The sequence below is a fragment of the Comamonas sp. SY3 genome, assembly GCF_041730275.1.
GTDB lineage: Bacteria > Pseudomonadota > Gammaproteobacteria > Burkholderiales > Burkholderiaceae_C > Comamonas > Comamonas sediminis.
Genome location: NZ_JBGTYN010000005.1, coordinates 200,214 through 217,429, shown reverse-complemented (window position 1 = coordinate 217,429; position 17,216 = coordinate 200,214). Strand labels below are relative to the sequence as shown.

General features: G+C 63.6%; 12 protein-coding genes. 5 read left to right on the top strand and 7 right to left on the bottom strand.

Features of this window, described 5'->3' with window-relative positions; genetic code table 11:
- Positions 1–160: 160 nt before the first annotated feature.
- Positions 161–5,674, bottom strand: coding sequence for an Ig-like domain-containing protein (locus ACCQ08_RS09210; RefSeq protein WP_373449592.1), 5,514 nt, complete (start codon positions 5,672–5,674; stop codon positions 161–163).
- A 995-nt stretch (positions 5,675–6,669) separates the two neighbouring features.
- Between ACCQ08_RS09210 and ACCQ08_RS09205 the strand changes: the two genes are divergently transcribed.
- The 5 genes from ACCQ08_RS09205 (at position 6,670) to ACCQ08_RS09185 (ending at position 11,722) form a co-directional block, all read left to right on the top strand.
- Entirely contained in the window at positions 6,670–7,374 is a 705-nt protein-coding gene (locus tag ACCQ08_RS09205; protein ID WP_373449591.1) for a hypothetical protein, read from the top strand.
- A 632-nt stretch (positions 7,375–8,006) separates the two neighbouring features.
- The gene (locus tag ACCQ08_RS09200; protein ID WP_239812464.1) at positions 8,007–8,276 is read left to right on the top strand and encodes a hypothetical protein; all 270 of its coding nucleotides are present in this window, start codon (positions 8,007–8,009) and stop codon (positions 8,274–8,276) included.
- Between the two features lie 184 nt (positions 8,277–8,460).
- A complete protein-coding gene (locus tag ACCQ08_RS09195; protein ID WP_312462310.1) occupies positions 8,461–8,625 on the top strand; it encodes a hypothetical protein in 165 nt (54 codons plus the stop codon).
- A 216-nt stretch (positions 8,626–8,841) separates the two neighbouring features.
- Complete coding sequence (locus ACCQ08_RS09190; protein WP_158400602.1) at positions 8,842–9,015, top strand: hypothetical protein; 174 nt, start codon at positions 8,842–8,844, stop codon at positions 9,013–9,015.
- A 505-nt stretch (positions 9,016–9,520) separates the two neighbouring features.
- Positions 9,521–11,722, top strand: coding sequence for an ATP-binding protein (locus tag ACCQ08_RS09185; RefSeq protein WP_373449590.1), 2,202 nt, complete (start codon positions 9,521–9,523; stop codon positions 11,720–11,722).
- A 94-nt stretch (positions 11,723–11,816) separates the two neighbouring features.
- On the opposite strand, the gene ACCQ08_RS09180 is transcribed toward ACCQ08_RS09185, so the two are convergent.
- The 6 genes from ACCQ08_RS09180 to ACCQ08_RS09155 form a co-directional block, all read right to left on the bottom strand.
- Positions 11,817–12,320 carry a DUF4142 domain-containing protein gene (locus ACCQ08_RS09180; protein WP_373449589.1) on the bottom strand — a complete coding sequence of 168 codons (504 nt, stop codon included), beginning with the start codon at positions 12,318–12,320 and terminating at the stop codon, positions 11,817–11,819.
- Between the two features lie 67 nt (positions 12,321–12,387).
- Complete coding sequence (locus tag ACCQ08_RS09175; RefSeq protein ID WP_373449588.1) at positions 12,388–12,882, bottom strand: hypothetical protein; 495 nt, start codon at positions 12,880–12,882, stop codon at positions 12,388–12,390.
- An 85-nt stretch (positions 12,883–12,967) separates the two neighbouring features.
- The gene (locus ACCQ08_RS09170; protein ID WP_373449587.1) at positions 12,968–14,779 is read right to left on the bottom strand and encodes a prolyl oligopeptidase family serine peptidase; all 1,812 of its coding nucleotides are present in this window, start codon (positions 14,777–14,779) and stop codon (positions 12,968–12,970) included.
- A 243-nt stretch (positions 14,780–15,022) separates the two neighbouring features.
- Positions 15,023–15,202 carry a hypothetical protein gene (locus ACCQ08_RS09165; RefSeq protein WP_312462305.1) on the bottom strand — a complete coding sequence of 60 codons (180 nt, stop codon included), beginning with the start codon at positions 15,200–15,202 and terminating at the stop codon, positions 15,023–15,025.
- A 188-nt stretch (positions 15,203–15,390) separates the two neighbouring features.
- Complete coding sequence (locus ACCQ08_RS09160) at positions 15,391–16,554, bottom strand: zinc-dependent alcohol dehydrogenase (RefSeq protein ID WP_373449586.1); 1,164 nt, start codon at positions 16,552–16,554, stop codon at positions 15,391–15,393.
- Positions 16,555–16,595: 41 nt separating this feature from the next.
- Positions 16,596–17,015 (bottom strand): hypothetical protein, encoded by a 420-nt coding sequence (locus ACCQ08_RS09155; protein ID WP_312835519.1) that lies wholly within the window; start codon positions 17,013–17,015, stop codon positions 16,596–16,598.
- Positions 17,016–17,216: the final 201 nt, after the last annotated feature.

Below are 17,216 nucleotides of genomic sequence, written 5' to 3'. Positions count from 1 at the left end.
CTGCCCTTTTGAACCTGCCGCCCCAGGCACCAGCGACGCGCTGAAAACAAGAAGCAGACATCAACAGGCCACCTCTACGGTGGCCTGCTGTTTTTTAGCTCTTTCCGCCTTCTGGCGGGACTGGCGCCCAGTGCCAGGCCAGGCGCCAGGCCCAGCGATATCAGCGCCGCCTGGCTCGGGCGGGCAGTTGGGTCCAGCCCCCTGCCAGCAAAAGCAGCGCCAGCAGCACCAGGGCCGCGTCTGAACCCAGAGGCACCGGGATCACCTCACCAGAGACGATGGCATCGCTGTCGGTGGCCGTACAGGGGGCATCCACCGTGCAGCGGCCACCCTCCAGCACGGCACTGTTGGCGGCAGTGCCACCGGCGGCGCCGTTGACCTTGGCGCGCACGGTATAGCTCACCTGGCCACCGGCAGCCACGCTGATGGCACTGCAGGTCAGGCCCGTGCAGGCGCCCGGGTCGGAGCCCTTGTCATCACCCGTTTGCCCGGTGACCGCCACATCGCTCAGTCCGCTGCCCGGGGTGTCCGACCAGCGCAATCCACTGACCGCCACACTGCCGGGGTTCGAAATACTGACGGTATAGGTCACCGTGCTGCCCGCGGTCACGCTGCTCGCGTTGTTGGTCTTGCGCAGCACCAGCCCCGGCTGGGCGCTGACGGCTGTCGTGGCGCTGGCGCAGTTCGCTCCCGCGCAGCCAGGACCCGGCACGGCCGGCGTGCCGCCAGCAGGGTCCACCGAGGCGTAGTTGGTCAGATTGCCTTCCACATCGGGCGCAGTGGCAGTCAGCACTATCGCTGCGGTGCCACCGTTGGCCGCCACCGGGCTGCCCACGGCGCAGCTGAGCAAGGCACCAGCGCTGCCCAACGGTGTGCAGACGCCGCCGGTGGCCGCCGTAGCCACCATGCCCGCTGGCAGCTGGTCATAAACCAGCACGCCTGCAGCAGCGTCGGTCTGGCCACTGTTGGTCACCGTCAAGGTGTAGCTGAGGCTTTCACCACCGACCACCGACCCGGCACTGGTCTTGCTCAGTGCCAACGCAGGCGGTGTCAGGCTGACGTTCACCCCCGTGGAGGCGGTATTGTTGCTGCTGTCGGGGTCATAGCTGTTGCTCCGGCCAGCGGTGGTGATGCTCACCACGCCGGGACTTGCCGGCGTGAAGGTGGTCGTGCAGCTGATGGCCGCGCCACTTGCCAGATTGGCCACCGGGGTGGTCACTGGCGTGCCGTCGACCGTGCATACCGTGCTCACATTGGTGGCATCAGCGGGCACGCCAGAGACCACGCAGTCCGCATTGCGCGCCGCCGCAGGGCCTTGGTTGGTACAGCTGCTGACAACGGTGACAGGGCTGCCCACGGCCACAGTGACCGGCGGCTGCGTCGCTACCACCACATTGGCAGAGGCCGCGGAGGTGCTCACCGTGCAGTCCGCCCCGCAAGCGCCTGGCAGATCGCTGGTAATGGCATTGCTGATCGCCGCCTGCGCCAGTGGCGTATCCACCAGTACCGTGAAGCCCACCACGGCACTCGATGCGGCTGCCACCTGGACCGTTTGCGTGCAGCTGGTGCCTGCGGTCGTGCATTCGCCCGCGCTCCAGCCTTCTGCCGTACCGGTATAGCTGGTGCCCGCCGAGACCGTCTCTGTCAATGTGACCTGCCCCGGCGTACCGCCACTGTTGGTCACGGTGATGGTGTAGGTAAGGGTATCGCCGGGCTGCGCCTGGTAGCCGGCGGGCGATGCTGCGCCATTGACCTGGGTCAGCGCCTTCGCGATGCTGAGCGCTGCAGCGGTGCTGACGGAAGTGAGCTTGCTGGTGCAATGCGATGCATCCGTGCAGGCGGCACCCGGCTGCGGTGCTGCTCCGCCGTTGTACGGATCGCCACCACCGGCTGCCGACGCGTGGTTGGTGACACCGCCCGTCGCACCACCGATGGCTGCAGCTGTCACGGTGACAGGCAGGTTGACCGCATCGCTGGCGCCGCCGGCAATGCTGGCCGCGCTGGTGCAGCTCACCTCCTGGCCGCTGACGGTGCAGACCCAGTTGCCGTAGGTGCCCGCTGCCGGGGTGATGCCCGCTGGCATGCTGTCGCGCACGGTGATGGGGCCCACCGTGCCCACGCTGGCGTTGGTGTTGGCAACGGTCAACGTGTACTGGGCGCCTGCCTGGCCAACCACCCAGGGGCCGTTGTCGGTCTTGCTCAGCTGCAGGCTGGGCGCATCGACGGCCGTGGTGTTGGTGACCTTGCAGTTGTCCGTCGTGGGGCAAGTGGGGTCACCGCCGCCTTGCACGCTCGCTGAGTTGCTCACGCTCGGTGATGCGCTCGCCTGGGGGGTGACGGGCAGCACAAAGCTGATGCTCGATCCGGCCGCCAGGCTCGCGGCGCTCACGCAGTTCACTTGCTGGCCGGCGGCGGTGCAGCCTGCGGGCAAGGTGCCCAGGGTCATGCTCGATGGCACCAGGTCGGTCACCGTGATGGGCGCGTTGGTGGGCGCGGTACCGGTGTTGGTCACCGTCAAGGTGTAGCTCGAAGGGACACCGACCGACAGGCTACCGGCCGTTTTGGCCAGCGTGAGCTGGGGCGCATCCACTGCGGTGGTGGACTGGGGCTTGCAGCGTGCGGGCAGGTCAGCCGCAGCTGTGCCTGCTGCGCACAGCGGATCGCCGCCGCCGGTAGCGGTCGCCTGGTTGCTGACCGATTGGCCGTTGACTGCGTTTTGCGCCGTCACACCGATGGTGAAGCTGGTGCTGGCACCGCTGGCCAAGCCGGCCGCTGCCGTGCAGACCAGCGTTTGGCTGCCCGCTGGCGCTTGCGTGCAAGCGGCAGGAAGGCTGGCCGTATCGATGGTCAGCCCCGCCGGCATGGTGTCGGTCACCACCGCTGCCTCTGTGGTGGCAGCCGTGCCGGTGTTGCTCAAGGTCAGCACGTACTGGGCAGGCACACCAACGGTGAAGGCACCGACGGAGCTTTGCTTGGTCAAGCTCAGCTGCGGGGCGGTGACGGGGTTGTCGGTGGTGCCGCTGCAGTGCGCCTCAGCCGGGCAGCTGGGGTCGCCGGTATTGGCATCGGCCTGCGCGGTGTTGACCAGGCTTTGGCCAATGGCACTGGGCTGGGGCGTCACGGGAATCGTGAAGCTGACCGCGCCGCCGGTGGCAATGCCAGCAGGGACCTGGCAAGTCACGGTCTGGCCTGCGGCCGTGCAGGCTGCAGGCAGGTTGCCGATGGCCAAGCCGGCCGGGATATCGTCGGTGATGGTGCCGGCCAAGGTGGGTGCCTGGCCGTTGTTGGTGGCCGTGATCACATACTGGCTGGCAACGCCCACGACAAACGGGCTGCTGAGGGTTTTGACGACATCCAGTCGGGGCGTGTTGACGCTGGTATTGACCGTGCTTTGGCAACCAGTCGTACAACTGGCGCCACCGCCGGAGACAGTCGCAGAATTGCTGACCAAAGCGGATGTGCCATTGGCCACGCTGACCGGTGCATTGATGACCGGGGCGTTGGAGCCCGGCAGCAACACCGCATTGGTGGTACAGGCCAATTGGCTGGACGAGCTGGCACTGCAATCCCAGCCCGTTGCGGTAACAGGCAGGTTGATGCTTACACCGGCGGGCATCGTGTCATTGACGGTGATGGGGCCCACCGTGCTGCTGGTGCCGCTATTGCCCACCAGAATCGAGTAGGTGCCGGGCTGGCCAACGGCAAAGGCCGCAGGGGTTGCCGATTTCTGGATACGTAGCGCTGGCGCGCCGCTGTTGGTGTTGGTGGTGGTGCTCGTCTTCGCGCAAGGCAGCACGCTGCAGCCCACCCCGGCCGGGGGCGTGACCGAGGCGCTGTTGACGATGTCACCGGTGGCGCTCAGCTGCGCCACGCCGCTGACATTCACCGTCACGCTCTGGCCGCTGGCCAGGTTGACGCCCGTCAAGCTGATGGCGTTGCCGGTGCCGCTGCTGCTGGCTCCGCAGTTGGCCACCGGCGTGCAGCTCCAGCTGCTGACTGCCACATTGGCCGGCACATTGTCGGTCACCGTGACGCCATTGGCATCGCTGGGGCCGGCGTTGCTGACGACGATCTGGTAGTTGAGGGCTTGCCCGGGCAGATAGCTGCCACTGGGACTGGCCGATTTGGTGATGCCCAGATCGGCCTGCACGGCCACTGCCGTACTGGTGCTGGCGCAGCGTGGATCGCCGGCGCTGCAACTGCCGGGTTCCGGCGCATTGCCGCCGTTGGCCGGGTCTCCGCCGCCGCCCACGGTGGCACTGTTGGCCACACCGGGCACCGCGGCGGCGCCCACCGTCACCGGCAGGGCAATCGCAGAGACCGCACCAACCGCAATCGGCGCGCTGCTGGTGCAGCTGACCGCCTGGCCGCTGACCGCACAGTTCCAGCCGCCGTAGGTGCCTGCAGTCGCAGAAATACCTGCTGGCAGGCTGTCACGCACGGTCACCAGGCCCGAGGTGGGCGCCGTTCCGGTGTTGCTGACGCTCAATGTATAAAGCGCCCCGCTCTGCTGCACGGCCCAGGGCCCGTTGCTGGATTTCGCCAGGCCCAGCCGGGGCGCCGGCGTCACCGTGATGATGATGTTGGCATTCGCCGTCAGTCCGGCTGCATCGGTGATTTGGTACGGTACGGTGACCACCCCCGTGAAGCCAGCCGCTGGTACAAAGCCGTAGTCGCCCGCCGCGCTGACCGACAGCGTTCCGCCCGCCAGATTGCGCACACAGGGAAAGGCGGTGCAGGCAGCGCCGTTCAGACCGACCAAGGCCACATTGGTCCCGGTATCGTTGGCGAAGATCGAAGCCGTCCCGTTGACTGGCACATCCATCAAGGTGGTCTGGGTGTCGTCCGCTGCGAGCAGCAGCGAATTGGCCATCTGGCAACTGATGTTGGCAGCGGGATGGAGCACGCTGGCTGGCAGGGAAATGGTATTGCCTGTGCGGCTGCCCAACAGGCCGGTGTTGCCGGTGATGGCGCTGTTGGCATCGGTGCAGGATGCCGTTGCCAGGCGCCAACCCGGTGGAGACGCGGGCAGCGTTTCCGCGATGCTGACCGGCAATGTGGGATTGGGAACGTAAGCGGGGGCGCTGGTGACGGGCGTGTTGACAGCCGTGGTCGTCAGCGACGCTGTGGGCGACGAGAGGTTGGTATGGGCAAACGCAAAATTGCCGGTTGCCCCGTAGCTCACTTTGCTTGTCGTGACGCAGGTCGGTATCGAGGCCAATCCATAACCTACCAGATCACCGTTGGCCAGGCCGGAAGTCGTCAGTGTCAGGCTGGAGACGAGACTGCTGGAGTTACCGACAACGGCACCCGATTCTCTGACGGTCGGCGACGGGTTGCCTCGCGAGATCACACCCGTTGCGGGGTTGTAATTGAAGACATCATACGGTGCACCACCACCGGCCGACATCGTCGACAAGGAGAAATGGCTGGGGCTGGCCCCGCCGGTCACGGCCAGAGTCATGCTCGGCGTATAGGTGGGTGTCGACGCAATGCCGATGTCAAAAATGAACAGCGCTATGCGATTGGCAGGCACCGGAGGGGAAAACGTATAGCTGAGCACCGTGTTGCCGGTGGCTCGCAAAAAGGCCGGTGTCGTGACCGATCTCTCCAGGCCCTGGATATTTTGAAATGTCACGGTGCCGCCGTTGTTGAACGTGGAGGCCGTGCTCATCGTCACCGATGCGGTGCTGTTATAGCCCACGAGTGGAAACGTCTGCCCCGAGGCAGCGCTGTTGCCGCCCAGGTCACAGGTCTGCGCCCGTGCAGACCATGCACAAACCAGCAATACCCATAGCACCAGCCATCTCGACCCTAAAGGCACATTAAAAACACCAATAGTTCTTTTCATCGGAAACCTCAAATGGTTAGAAGTCACTCACCGAAAAATCAAATGGCAGCGTGCCTTTGCACGCACATGCGGCGCTAATCATTTAAAACATCTATCAATTTTGATGTTTAAATAATTAATGGGCATTATTAATATTCTAACCAGCCTGGCTCCAAATACAATTCATTTAACGGTCTTGTAGCAGGAATACTGCAAATGCTATGGAAAAATAGGTGTAAACCATGGGATCGGCCGCAGGCCTCACGGCATTTCTCGGCTGAAACTTGAAAAAGGTATTGACAAAATATACAAACGTATAGGTCGCGCGCAGCGCACTGAAAATACCTTCGCGGTATTCGGGCGCAGGCCAGGCATTAACGCCGGGCATTCACCATCGCTGCGCCCACTTTGCGCGGTATCGCCAGTTACAGGGCGTTGGCGCCGGGTACCAAGCATCCTGGTCCACGGCTGCTTCTGTTGAGCGATGAGAGAACAGCATTTGTTGCCAGAACAAAAATCCACACCCGTCGGCAGGCATTTGGAAACGGACCGCAGGTAACCACCAACACCCCGCTCCGTACGGTCCCATACGCCTTCATTGAAACGCCAGCTGGATCGCGGTTCGCTCTAGGGAGCGCTGCCGAAACAGGGCAAGCTTCGATAGTTCGCCGTTAAATCGTATCTATAAGTAAATTTATTGAATAAAGGGCGCCGTCGTTCAATTCCCAAACGCACCCTCACCAGTAATGAGCGTTGGTATGCCTTCTCCGCCCCTCGAACGCCTACGACTACACAAGACATGCCCTACAAACCGGGATGGTCAGGAGCCATAAATTGGAATGACCGACCGAGCGGTCGACAACAGGAGCACACCGATGAGCACCAGGTATTTTGACAAGCAGGGACATGGCCGGGATGACCCCCATGGAGGATCTGACATCAGGCACTCGGACGGCGATAGTGGATATGCGGATCCCAGCCAGGGCCGACATGGCACCGCGACAAACGATAGCGGCGACGCCGAGCGCGGCAGCTTTGGGCCTTATAGGTCCAGCCAGGCACAGGACCGCAGCTACCGGGAGCAAGGCTGGGGCGACAACCGGGGCTGGAATGCCGAGTATGAAAGGCGGGAGAACGGGGGGCGATTCTCAGCATCGCCGGACTGGCGCAGCGGGGCCGCTGATCCTTCCATCGCGCAGCCCGACGATGTCTATCCCCAATATGGCATGCGCCGCAGCTCCGGCGAGGGCAGCAGCGACGAAGGCAGCTTCTCCGGGAGCCGCCATCTATCTGGGGCCCACTCGGCCTACGGCCCAGGCCAGGACGCGCCAGGCCGGCAGTATTCCCAGCATGACCAGGATTATCACCAGTGGCGCCAGGAGCAGATCGCGAATCTGGACAGCGATTATGAAGCCTGGCGTGGTGAGCGTTATCAGACATTTTCCGATGACTTCAACCGCTGGCGCGGCAGCCGCAACCGCAGCAGCACCACCACCACAGACGCCACTGCTGTTTCCGACAATAAAAGCAAGCCCTCCCAGTAAATGACCTATCGCCGGCCCCGACAGCGCCGGCTTTTTTGAGCCACTGCCGACAGCGCCTGGGCTATGGCCATCCGAGCCCGCTCGCTACAAAATTCTCCGTGGTTATTTAAAAAATAAAACATGCTATTAACCCGCCGATTCAAATAAGGTACCGCAACGCCGGCCGGACCTTTTCGGGACCTGCCTCTTCAGGCGGCTTTATGCACTGGAGTCGGCCTATCGCGCCTACTCCCTTCGCCATGCGCCAGGGAGTCTGCAAAATCCTCGCCCCCTGCGAAGGACGCAGACCGGCATGGCAGGCAACGCGTCTTTTGCAGTCCATAGCCGGTCATTGACAACAGAGACCACCTGGCGATTACCTGAGGCCGCGCGGCCCGGGCAGGGAAATATGCAGAGGGTCCCTCGATGGCCATCGCCTGCCATCGGCTTAGAGGGGCTGCGCATCTGACATTATTGCAGATCGCCGATAAGGCGCACGCCGTGCGCGCCGTGGCAAGGCATCCATTGCCGGCCATTTCCCCGCGCCTGCGTTACACGTGCCTCCACCCCGCTTTTCACAGCGTTGGGAACTGCGCTACCATTTCTTCCGCACTAATTACAGGGCCTATCACCTTATTCATCCAACCACTGCTATGAGCTTGTACGACACGATTGAATCGGCTTTCCTTCAGGTCTTGAAAAGCGGGCGCACTCCTCACCGGCTCCATCTCACCGAGGCAGGCCTTCAAACGCTGATCAACGACCCAACGTTGGGAGCATCCTGGACACCCAGCATCCCGGATTTCTGGGAACAACGGGTATTGGGGATGCCGTTGCAAAAATCCTTGGCGCATAACGCCATCGAAGTGGACGGCGAACTCGTGCTGCTGGACAGGCAGCCTCCTTCACCTAGCGCAAAGTGACTGAGGGCGGCTGTGCGGACAGCCCATCCCGCATGCACGCAGGGAGTTGAGGAAGTTGAGGCAGTTGCGGCGCATTCGCCGCACTACGACCATGCGAGAACAGCGACTACACCGCGCAGTCCCCTTCGCGCCTAAGCTGGTCTTGCAGCCTTGACAGCTGCGTGTACCGATGAGGAGATCAGCGATGACCAACCGACAGCAAGGATTCCAAAGCCCCAATGGCGAAAAGCCCGAGGATGAAGCCAAGATGCAGGACAAACTGAGGCTCCCCCCCGAGCACCAGGAGCGCGAGCACCAGGACGGGGGCGATGCCGAACGCGAGCGCCAGCGCCAGCAGTCGCAGCAGTGATGGCTCGGCATTCCTCTTCCTGCACGCCCGCTCATGCGGGCGTTTTTTTGCTCACCGTAGACCAGACACTGGCGGTAACCGGGACGGCCGCGATGGCTGCAATGGCAAAAGCACTACAGGCAGTCAGCTAAAACCTTTTGACATTCCTCAGACGAGGCCTACACTGCGCCCCCGTTTGAGCGCAGATGATGGAGCCATCGAAGAAAGGAGTTCGTCATGCAACACCAGCCATCATTTCCGATGCTGACCATGCCAACCCGACCCTTAGTCGCGCAGCGTGGTGAGAAGCAAAACCGCTATGTTCCCGCCGTGTCCACGGACATCAGCAAGACCTTCGAAAAATACCGCCGTCTGGCCGCCCTCCAGAACGCCAAGCAGTTGGCAACGTAGACGCGCTCGCAGACCTGCGCACTGCGCGATGCAGATAAAGCATTGGCTATGCGCAGTTTGGCCTGTAGCGCACGGCCCTGAGATGTTCGTGCGCTGAACGTCTGCGTGAGGTTCTCCAACCTCCCCTTCCGTTTCCTGCCGAGTTCATGCATTCCCCTCCATCCGGTTCAAGTTGGCATGAACGGCTTCTCGCAAGCATCGGCTTTCTTATCGCAATGAGCTGACAATCCTCTGCGTTGTCTGAAGCCCGCTGGCCCTGCCAGCGGGCTTTCGCGTTGCACGCCGTGCTCTACACCGTACCCATGACCATGTCCAGCCCGGGAGCCGCCTAGGTGACTCCTACGCCGTATAGAGCCACCGGCTGACTCACAATTGTTCATATTGTGCGGACAATGGGTGACCGTCCTTACTGCCGCCATGGCCCACGGAATTAGCACTCCCCTGTTCTCCATGCCTTTGTAGCGATTCCCTCGTACGGCCCCACCGTACCTATTTGGAGAACCCCGTGGATTCATCATTTCAACTGGCCCAGCAGATGGCGCAGCTCGACATGGAGCAAAGGCAGGCGCTGCTGATGATCGCCTCAGGCGCACCAATGGCCACGTGCCTGGATGCGCTGACCGAGTCCGTGGGGCGCCTGGCTCCGGGCACACGGGCCTGCGTGCTGCTGGCCAACCATGACCGCAGCGAGATGGCCGGTGGCTATTCCTCGCATTTTCCGCCATCTTTTTCAGAGTCGGTCCGGGGTCTGCCGATCGGCGAAGCCCTGATCGGCACCTGTGGCACCGCGATCTACGCCGGCGAGCCGGTCACCTGCGCCGACGTTGAGAATTCATCGCAATGGTCCTCCGCTTGGCGGCGGCTGTGCCTGGAAAACGGAATTCGCGCGTGCCACTCCCACCCGGCCCAAGGCCATGGCTCCAAGCCTGTCGGCTCTTTCTTTCTGTGTCTGGGCGAGGCACGTGAGCCCAATGCCTGGGAGCGCCGCGTGGCCGAATTCGGTGCGTTGGCGACCGGCATCGTCGTCGAACGCGAACGCGCTGCAGCGCATCTGCGCAAGGAGCTCGATTCGCTGGCCCGCCTGCAGGAGTTGAGTGCCGAGCTGGTCGGGCCGGGCCAGTTCGAGCTGCTGCTGAAAAAGATTCTGGCGGCGGCGGCCGATATCTCGGGCACCGATAAGGGCAATATCCAGATCTGGGATCCTGCCAAACGCAGCCTGCGTATCGTCGTGCACCAGGGCTTGGGCGAGCGCCTCGTCGCACACTTTCTTGAAGATGGCTGGGATGCCAGTTGCGGTGAGGCAGCGCGGCACATACAGCGCCTGGTCGTTCCCGATGTTCTGGAACTCGAAGCACTGCGCGGCACCGTCGGGCTGGAGATCGTCGTGGAAGATGACATCCGGGCTATCCAGTGCACCCCTTTGCTGAGCCGCGATGGGCGGCTGCTGGGCATGCTCAACAACCATTACCGCCAGCCCGGGGGGCCCTCCCCCGATGCGCTGCGCTACATCGATCTGCTGGCGCGCCAGGCAGCCGAACTCATTGAGCGGCACCAAAGCGAATCGGAGTTGGCACAGGAGCGCCAGCACAAGGACGAATTCTTGGCGATGCTCGCCCATGAGCTGCGCAACCCGCTGGCACCGATGCGCAACATGCTGGAGGTGCAGAGGCGCTCGCGCGGCAACTGGCAGCAGGTGATGGAGGCCAATGAAGTCATGGAGCGCCAGCTGCTGCAGCTGGTGCGCCTGGTGGACGACCTGCTCGATGTCAACCGCATCAACCGCGGCAAGCTGGAGCTGCGCATGGAGAACGTCGCGGTGGAAGCCGCCGTTCGGCAAGCCGTTGAAATGTGCCGCCCCGCGCTGGACGCACGGGGCCACCAACTGCAGTTGACACTGCCTTCGCAACCCGTGGCGGTCAATGGCGACTCTGCCCGGTTGACGCAGATCCTGGGCAATTTGCTGACCAACGCGGCCAAATACACGGCCCCGGGCGGGCTCATCCAGTTGCAGGTGGAGAGCAGTGGTCCTCGCGTTCTGATCACCGTCCAGGACAACGGCTCGGGCATCCCCCAGGACCAACTCGACCATATCTTTGAAATGTTCAGCCAGGTGGACCGCAGCCTGGAGCGTTCACAGGGTGGGCTGGGCATAGGCCTGATGCTCGTCAAGCGGCTGGTGGAGATGCACGGAGGAAGCGTCCAGGCGCACAGTGAAGGCCTGGGCAGGGGAAGCCGCTTCTGCGTCGCTTTGCCGCAGGCTGAGCTGGAAACCCCGCCGCTGCCGCTGCCACTCGCTCCACGCGACAGCATCCCGCGCCGCGTGCTGATTGCCGACGACAATGCCGACGCAGCGATGTCGCTGGCCACGATACTCAAAATGGAGGGCCACCATGTGCAAACCGCCTGCAGTGGTGCCCAGGCGCTGAGCCAGGGCCAGGTCCTGCAGCCTGAAGTGGTGCTGCTGGACATTGGCATGCCCGACATGAATGGCCTGGAAGTCTGCCGCCGCATGCGCCAGCTGCCCTGGGGCCGGGCCATCACCATCATCGCGTTGACCGGTCTGGGCCAGCAAGAAGACAGGCGCCAGTCCGAGGAAGCAGGCTTTGACGCCCACCTGGTCAAGCCCGTCAATATCAAGCTGCTCACCGACATGCTCAGCACGTTGCCAATGCAAAAGCTGATGGCATCGTTTGGTACCGGCATGTGAGCCCCGTGTCAGCCCGTCCGGCAAAGCGGGCAGCAGACCTGCGCTGCTGCAATGCCGTACGCTGGGCAATTGCTACGGCCTGGGGCGGCACTGCCTATTGACCCTGGTTCTTTTTCATGCCCAGCGCATGTGCGCGGTGGGCCTGGAGGGCCGGCAAGGTCTTGGCGGCAAAGGCCCGCACCTGGGCATCATCTGCGGACCTGCTGGCCTTCTCGAAAAGCCCGATGTCGTGCGCATGGTCGTTCAACCCCACCTCATCGATAAAGGTCTGGTCGAAGTTTTTCGCTTGCGCCACATTGGCCAGGCGCTGGGTTTTGTCATTCGGCAGCGTTGTCGGTAAACGCACGCCCTTGCTGCTGGCGAGTGCCTTGAGTTCCGCGTTGGCCGCCGTGTGGTCCTTGACCAGCGTCGAGCCGAACGACTGGACCGCCGAGCTGGTGCCCTTTTGCTGCGCCAGATGGCCTGCCTGGACCTCGTACAGCCCCCCGGCAGCGGCCTGCTGCAGGAAGGCCTCGTCCTGCTTGCTGACGTCGGCTTGCGCCGAGGCCGCCCATGCCAGACCGCAGAGAATCGCTGAAAGACGGGTGATGGTTGTCATGGCTGCTCCTTTGAAATACACGGAAAGGGGAACGTCGGTTGCCTGGGATGGAATGGCCTGTGCGGGCTCAGTGGTCGCCACCACCGGCAGGCGCACTGTGGGCGGAGCCGTCGGGCACTGCACCGCTGCCCCCGGGCGCAGCCCCACCGGAGGCTGCGTTGTCGCTCGGCGCAGCGCTGCTTGCAGGCGGCGCGCTGGCCGGACCTGGGCCGGCCGTACCTGAGCCGGCCGCACCCGCTCCCGCGCCACCGCTGGCGCCTCCAGCGCCGGAATCGGGCGCTTTCGGCGTCACGCCCAGGTCCGGGTCCTTGCCGGTGATCGTGGCGCCATGGCCCTGGGCATCCACCCGCGCGGCATTGCTGCCACTTTCCGGGCTGCCGGCACCCGGGTAGGTCGCGCCCGGTCCGCCAGGCTCTGCAGGCGGTGGCGGCACCTTCGGGACGGGAAACGCGGAGTCTGCCTTGTCGCGGTCACAGGCGCTCAGCGCCAGCATGCTGGCCAGGGCTAACGCCAGCCCCGGCAATACCCGCCGGGCCCGGCTGGGCGATTTGTCTGCATTCATCTCAGTCTCCTGGTTGCTGGGCTGTTGGCGGCTGTGGACACAAGGTCACCGCCGCTCAGCCCTCGATTGAAAAAGCGCATCCCGGTCATGCCTTTGGCAGCGAATCGGCCATCCAGGCCCGCATGCGCTCGAGCAGATCGACCCGGTGCGATGGCTTGCCGGACACCGCGAACGAATGGCTGCCTCCCGGATACAGCACCATCTCGGTTCTGGCCTGACCCAGGTAGGCCAGCTTCACATACAGCTCTTCGGTCTGCGAACGCGGGCAACGCTGGTCTTCCAGCCCCTGAATGAACAAGGTCGGTGCCGTCGCATGTTCGATCGAAAAGGTCGGCGACAGGCGGTAGACCGTGCGGCGGAAATCTTCCTGCGGCACGTCCATCGAATAGGTATCCGAGTAGTACCCGCTGTCCGACGTGCCGAAATGGGATTCGATATTCGCGACAGGCGCACTGACAACGGCGGCTTTCAAGCTGCTCTCATGCGCGATGCTGTAGGCCGCCATGAATCCGCCATAGGAGTTGCCGGTCACTGCCACATGCGCGTCCACCAGATCGTCCGCTTGGAGCTGACGGACAATATCCAGGTGCTGGGGCAGGTCCAGCTCGCCCCATTTGCCGCGCAGGCGGCCACAAAACGCTCTGCCGTAGCTGCTCGATCCCACCGCGTTCGCCGACACCACCGTCCAGCCCTGGGATGCCAGCATCTGCCAGTAAGCGTGCGATGCAAATGTCAGGTCCACATAGCTGGCAGGGCCGCCGTGAAAATCGAGCAGCAAGGGCCTGGTGGACGGAGCAAAACACCCCGATGCCTTGTCCGGACGCAATATCCAGGCATCCACAGGCTCCTTGCCTCCATTGCCATCGGGCACCTGAAAACGGCGGTATTCAGCCACCAGCGCGTGCCGGTCATTCCGCCAGTCGTTGAAATGGCTGATAGCGCGTTCCTGCGCATCGCCAGGCCCTTGGAAATAGACTTCCTGCGGATGCACCAGGTCTTCCCGCGTGTACGCCAGGCCATCGGCCTGAACCAGCGCGCCGACATGGAAATCTCCGCCCCGCAATATCCGGACCTCGCCCGCAGGTATGGCTATCGAGGCGGCGCACTGCAGACCGTTCTTGACCTGCGCAAAGCCCAGTGACCGCGAATCCTTGGACCAGCACAGATCGCCGGCCAGCACCTCCAGCGATGCGGACCCGAGGCCGCTGACCTTCTTGCTGTGCAGATCGATCAGCCACAGCCGGTTCTGGGCATCGCCGGCCTGCTCGGCCCCCATGAAGGCAATCCAGCGGCCATCGGGTGACCAGCTCGGCGAGGCGCTGTTACTTTGCGCCACACTGAGGCGCTCGGACTGCGCGACCTGGCCGTCCTGCAAGTGCAGCAACCAGATATCGGTGCAGTGGTATTCGTTGTCTGCCTCACGCGTCCTGGCAATGCAGATGCTGTTGCCGTCCGGGCTCCAGGCGGCCGCGCGCACATCGTAGTCACCTGCGGTCAGCTGCGTGGTCTGGCCGCCGGGCACCGCCACCAAAAACAGGTGGTTGCGGGTATGCAGCGTGTAGTCCCTGCCATCCATCTTGTACGGCAGCCGCCAGCAGCGCTGCGGCGCATTCAGATCCGGGGCTGCCCGGTGGGCGCCGTCGCGTTGGCGCGCACCTTCGCGGCCCGCGTCGGGGTCCACGGTGACATTGCCCAGCGCCAGCAGTGCTTGGCCATCGGGGCGCCAGCGGATATCGTTGGCGCCACGGGCCAGGTTGGTGATCTGCCGGGCCTCACCGCCCTCACCCGGCATCAGGTACAGCTGCGCGGTGCCATCACGCCGGTCCGACAGAAACGCGATCTGCCGGCCGTCCGGAGACCAGCGCGCCGCCGTATTCTTGGACGGCTCAGCCGTCAACTTCCGCGGTGCTGCCCCCGGTTCGGTGGGAAGCAGCCATATATCGGAGAGATAATCATCTTTGTCCTTGTCCGCATATTGGACTGTGCACAGCACCTGGTTATCTTGGGACATATCCAAGCCGGAGATAACCTGGTCAAGAAAAACATCATCGGGCGTGAAAGCATCGGGCATGGGATAGAACCTGGAAGCGATGAGGTCATCAAAAAGCGGCTTGGTAATGGCTACCAAGCCGCAGGCCGCTTAGCGCTGCTGACTGCCTTTGTTGGCGTCGTTCTTGCTGCCTTCGCTCTTGTTGCCTTGCTGGTCTTGCTTGCGCTGGCTGCTGTCCTGGTTCTGCTGCTGCGCGCCGCCGCGTTGCTGCTCGGACTTGGCGTTGTTGTCCTGCTTCTGGTTCGTATCATTGCGATGTTGCTGGGTCATGATTCTCTCCTGGAGGAATTACCGAAAAGAGCTTCGGCACACCGATTAATGCAGGATCCATGCCATGGGAACACGTCGAGGGAAACGCCGTTGTGCCGGGCTTTACTCCCGCAGCGGAGAGAAAGATTTGCAGAAACAATTGCAGGCTTGCGCATGAAACCACCATGCCCCGGCAGTGCCTGCCCGCATCAGGGCGTCAATATCACCTTGCGGCAATGGTCCTGCTGCTTGTCGAAAATCTCATAGCCCTTGACGATATCGGCCAAGGCCATGCGGTGGGAAATGATCACCTCGGGGTGCATCGCGCCGCTGAGGATATGGCCCAGCAGCTCCGGCAGGTACTTTTGCACATGGGTCTGGCCCATCTCGAAACACAGCCCCTTTTCAAACGCATCGCCGAACAGGAAGCCGTGGATGAACCCGGCATAGACCCCGGGAACGCTGACCACGCCGCCCCGGCGCGTGGCGGCAATGCACTGGCGCAGCGCCTTGCCGCTGGAGCCTTCGATCCTCAGGTTCGTCAGCAAGGTCTCGACCGCGCTGCCCTTGGCCTCAAAGCCCACGGCGTCGATCGTCGCGTCCACCCCCCGGCCCTTGGTCAGTTCGAGGATGAAGTCGGCCGGGTCGTCGATCTTGTCGAAATTGATCGGAGTGACTCCATAGGTCTGCCGCGCGAAATCGAGGCGCTCATCGTTGTCGTCGACCATGAAGATCCGCTCCGCACCGAGAAAACGGGCACACAGCGCCGCCATCAAGCCCACCGGCCCGGCGCCAAAAATGGCCAGCGATGAGCCCGGGCTCACGCGCGCGTTCAGCGCCGCCTGGTAACCGGTCGGCAAAATATCGGACAGAAACAGCACCTGCTCATCGCTGAGGGCCGCCGGCATCACGATGGGCCCGGTATTGGCCTTGGGCACCCGCGCATATTCCGCCTGGCCGCCGGAATAGCCGCCGTAGAGGTGGCTGTAGCCGAACATGCCCGCGCCCGGCCGGAGTTTTTTCTTGTTGAGAATCGCCCCCCGCCCGGGGTTGGTCTCTTCGCAGGCGGCAAACAAGGCCTTGTCACAGAAAAAGCACTCGCCACAGGCGATGACAAACGGCACCACCACGCGGTCGCCTCTCTGGACATGGCGCACTGCGGGCCCGACCTCCTGCACCACGCCCATGAATTCGTGGCCCAGAATGTCCCCGGACTCCATGTCCGGAATCTTGCCCCGGTAGATATGCAGGTCCGAGCCGCAGATCGCCGTGGCGGTGACCTGGATGATGATGTCCTCATCGTCGCGAAGAACGGGGTCGGGCATCGTTTCGTAGCGCACATCCTTGGCAGCGTGGTAGGTCAAGGCTTTCATAGGGAGTTTCCTTCGGTGTCGAGGTTCTTGGGGGCCGGGTTTCAGCGGACGGGGGCAGGCACAGGGGTCCGTCCGGGAGCGGGTCGGTCAGGCGGTGCGCCGGGGGCACCGTTGGCCGCAGGAGCAGCAGGTGCCGTGGACGCATCCGGTATGCCATCGCGGTCTGGCTGCGGCACAGCCAGGCGCCCCGATGCGTCGTGGTCCGGGCGCGTGTCATGCCGCCTGTCGCCATCGGGAAGCGTCTGGCGGCTGCCATCGGGTTCCGGATCGGTGCTGCGGGGTGCCGGAACGTCAGTACGCCCCGGCACCCGGCGCTCGGGCGTCCGGTCGATGATCGCGCCATGCGACGCATCCGCGTCGGGGGCCGCAGCCGCTTGGGCATACCCCAGCGGTGGCAGCAGCGCCGCTGCCAGTCCCAGCACGGCAGCGAGGAAGGGTGCACGGTCATAAGAAGGGGTCATAGGGCTCTCCTGGGTGATGCAGGGCATATGCCCCGGCAGGGCATAGGTCCGCCGACATGCCACCGGCAATTGGCGTGCCTGGCCGCGCGGGGACGGGTTCTGCCTTCGTTTCTGCCGCCGCAGGCCCGCAGGCACGGCATTTGCCCTGTGTGGGGAGCCGTCCGTTGCCGCAAGCCTCTTGCGGCATGCGGTACAGGCAGA

Coding starts and splice junctions, on each gene's coding strand:
- ACCQ08_RS09205 (WP_373449591.1), top strand. CDS start 6,670: ATGACCGACCGAGCGGTCGACAACAGGAGCACACCGATGAGCACCAGG.
- ACCQ08_RS09175 (WP_373449588.1), bottom strand. CDS start 12,882: ATGAATGCAGACAAATCGCCCAGCCGGGCCCGGCGGGTATTGCCGGGG.
- ACCQ08_RS09200 (WP_239812464.1), top strand. CDS start 8,007: ATGAGCTTGTACGACACGATTGAATCGGCTTTCCTTCAGGTCTTGAAA.
- ACCQ08_RS09195 (WP_312462310.1), top strand. CDS start 8,461: ATGACCAACCGACAGCAAGGATTCCAAAGCCCCAATGGCGAAAAGCCC.
- ACCQ08_RS09165 (WP_312462305.1), bottom strand. CDS start 15,202: ATGACCCAGCAACATCGCAATGATACGAACCAGAAGCAGGACAACAAC.
- ACCQ08_RS09160 (WP_373449586.1), bottom strand. CDS start 16,554: ATGAAAGCCTTGACCTACCACGCTGCCAAGGATGTGCGCTACGAAACG.
- ACCQ08_RS09190 (WP_158400602.1), top strand. CDS start 8,842: ATGCAACACCAGCCATCATTTCCGATGCTGACCATGCCAACCCGACCC.
- ACCQ08_RS09210 (WP_373449592.1), bottom strand. CDS start 5,674: ATGAGCACGGCCTCCACGTTCAACAACGGCGGCACCGTGACATTTCAA.
- ACCQ08_RS09180 (WP_373449589.1), bottom strand. CDS start 12,320: ATGACAACCATCACCCGTCTTTCAGCGATTCTCTGCGGTCTGGCATGG.
- ACCQ08_RS09155 (WP_312835519.1), bottom strand. CDS start 17,015: ATGACCCCTTCTTATGACCGTGCACCCTTCCTCGCTGCCGTGCTGGGA.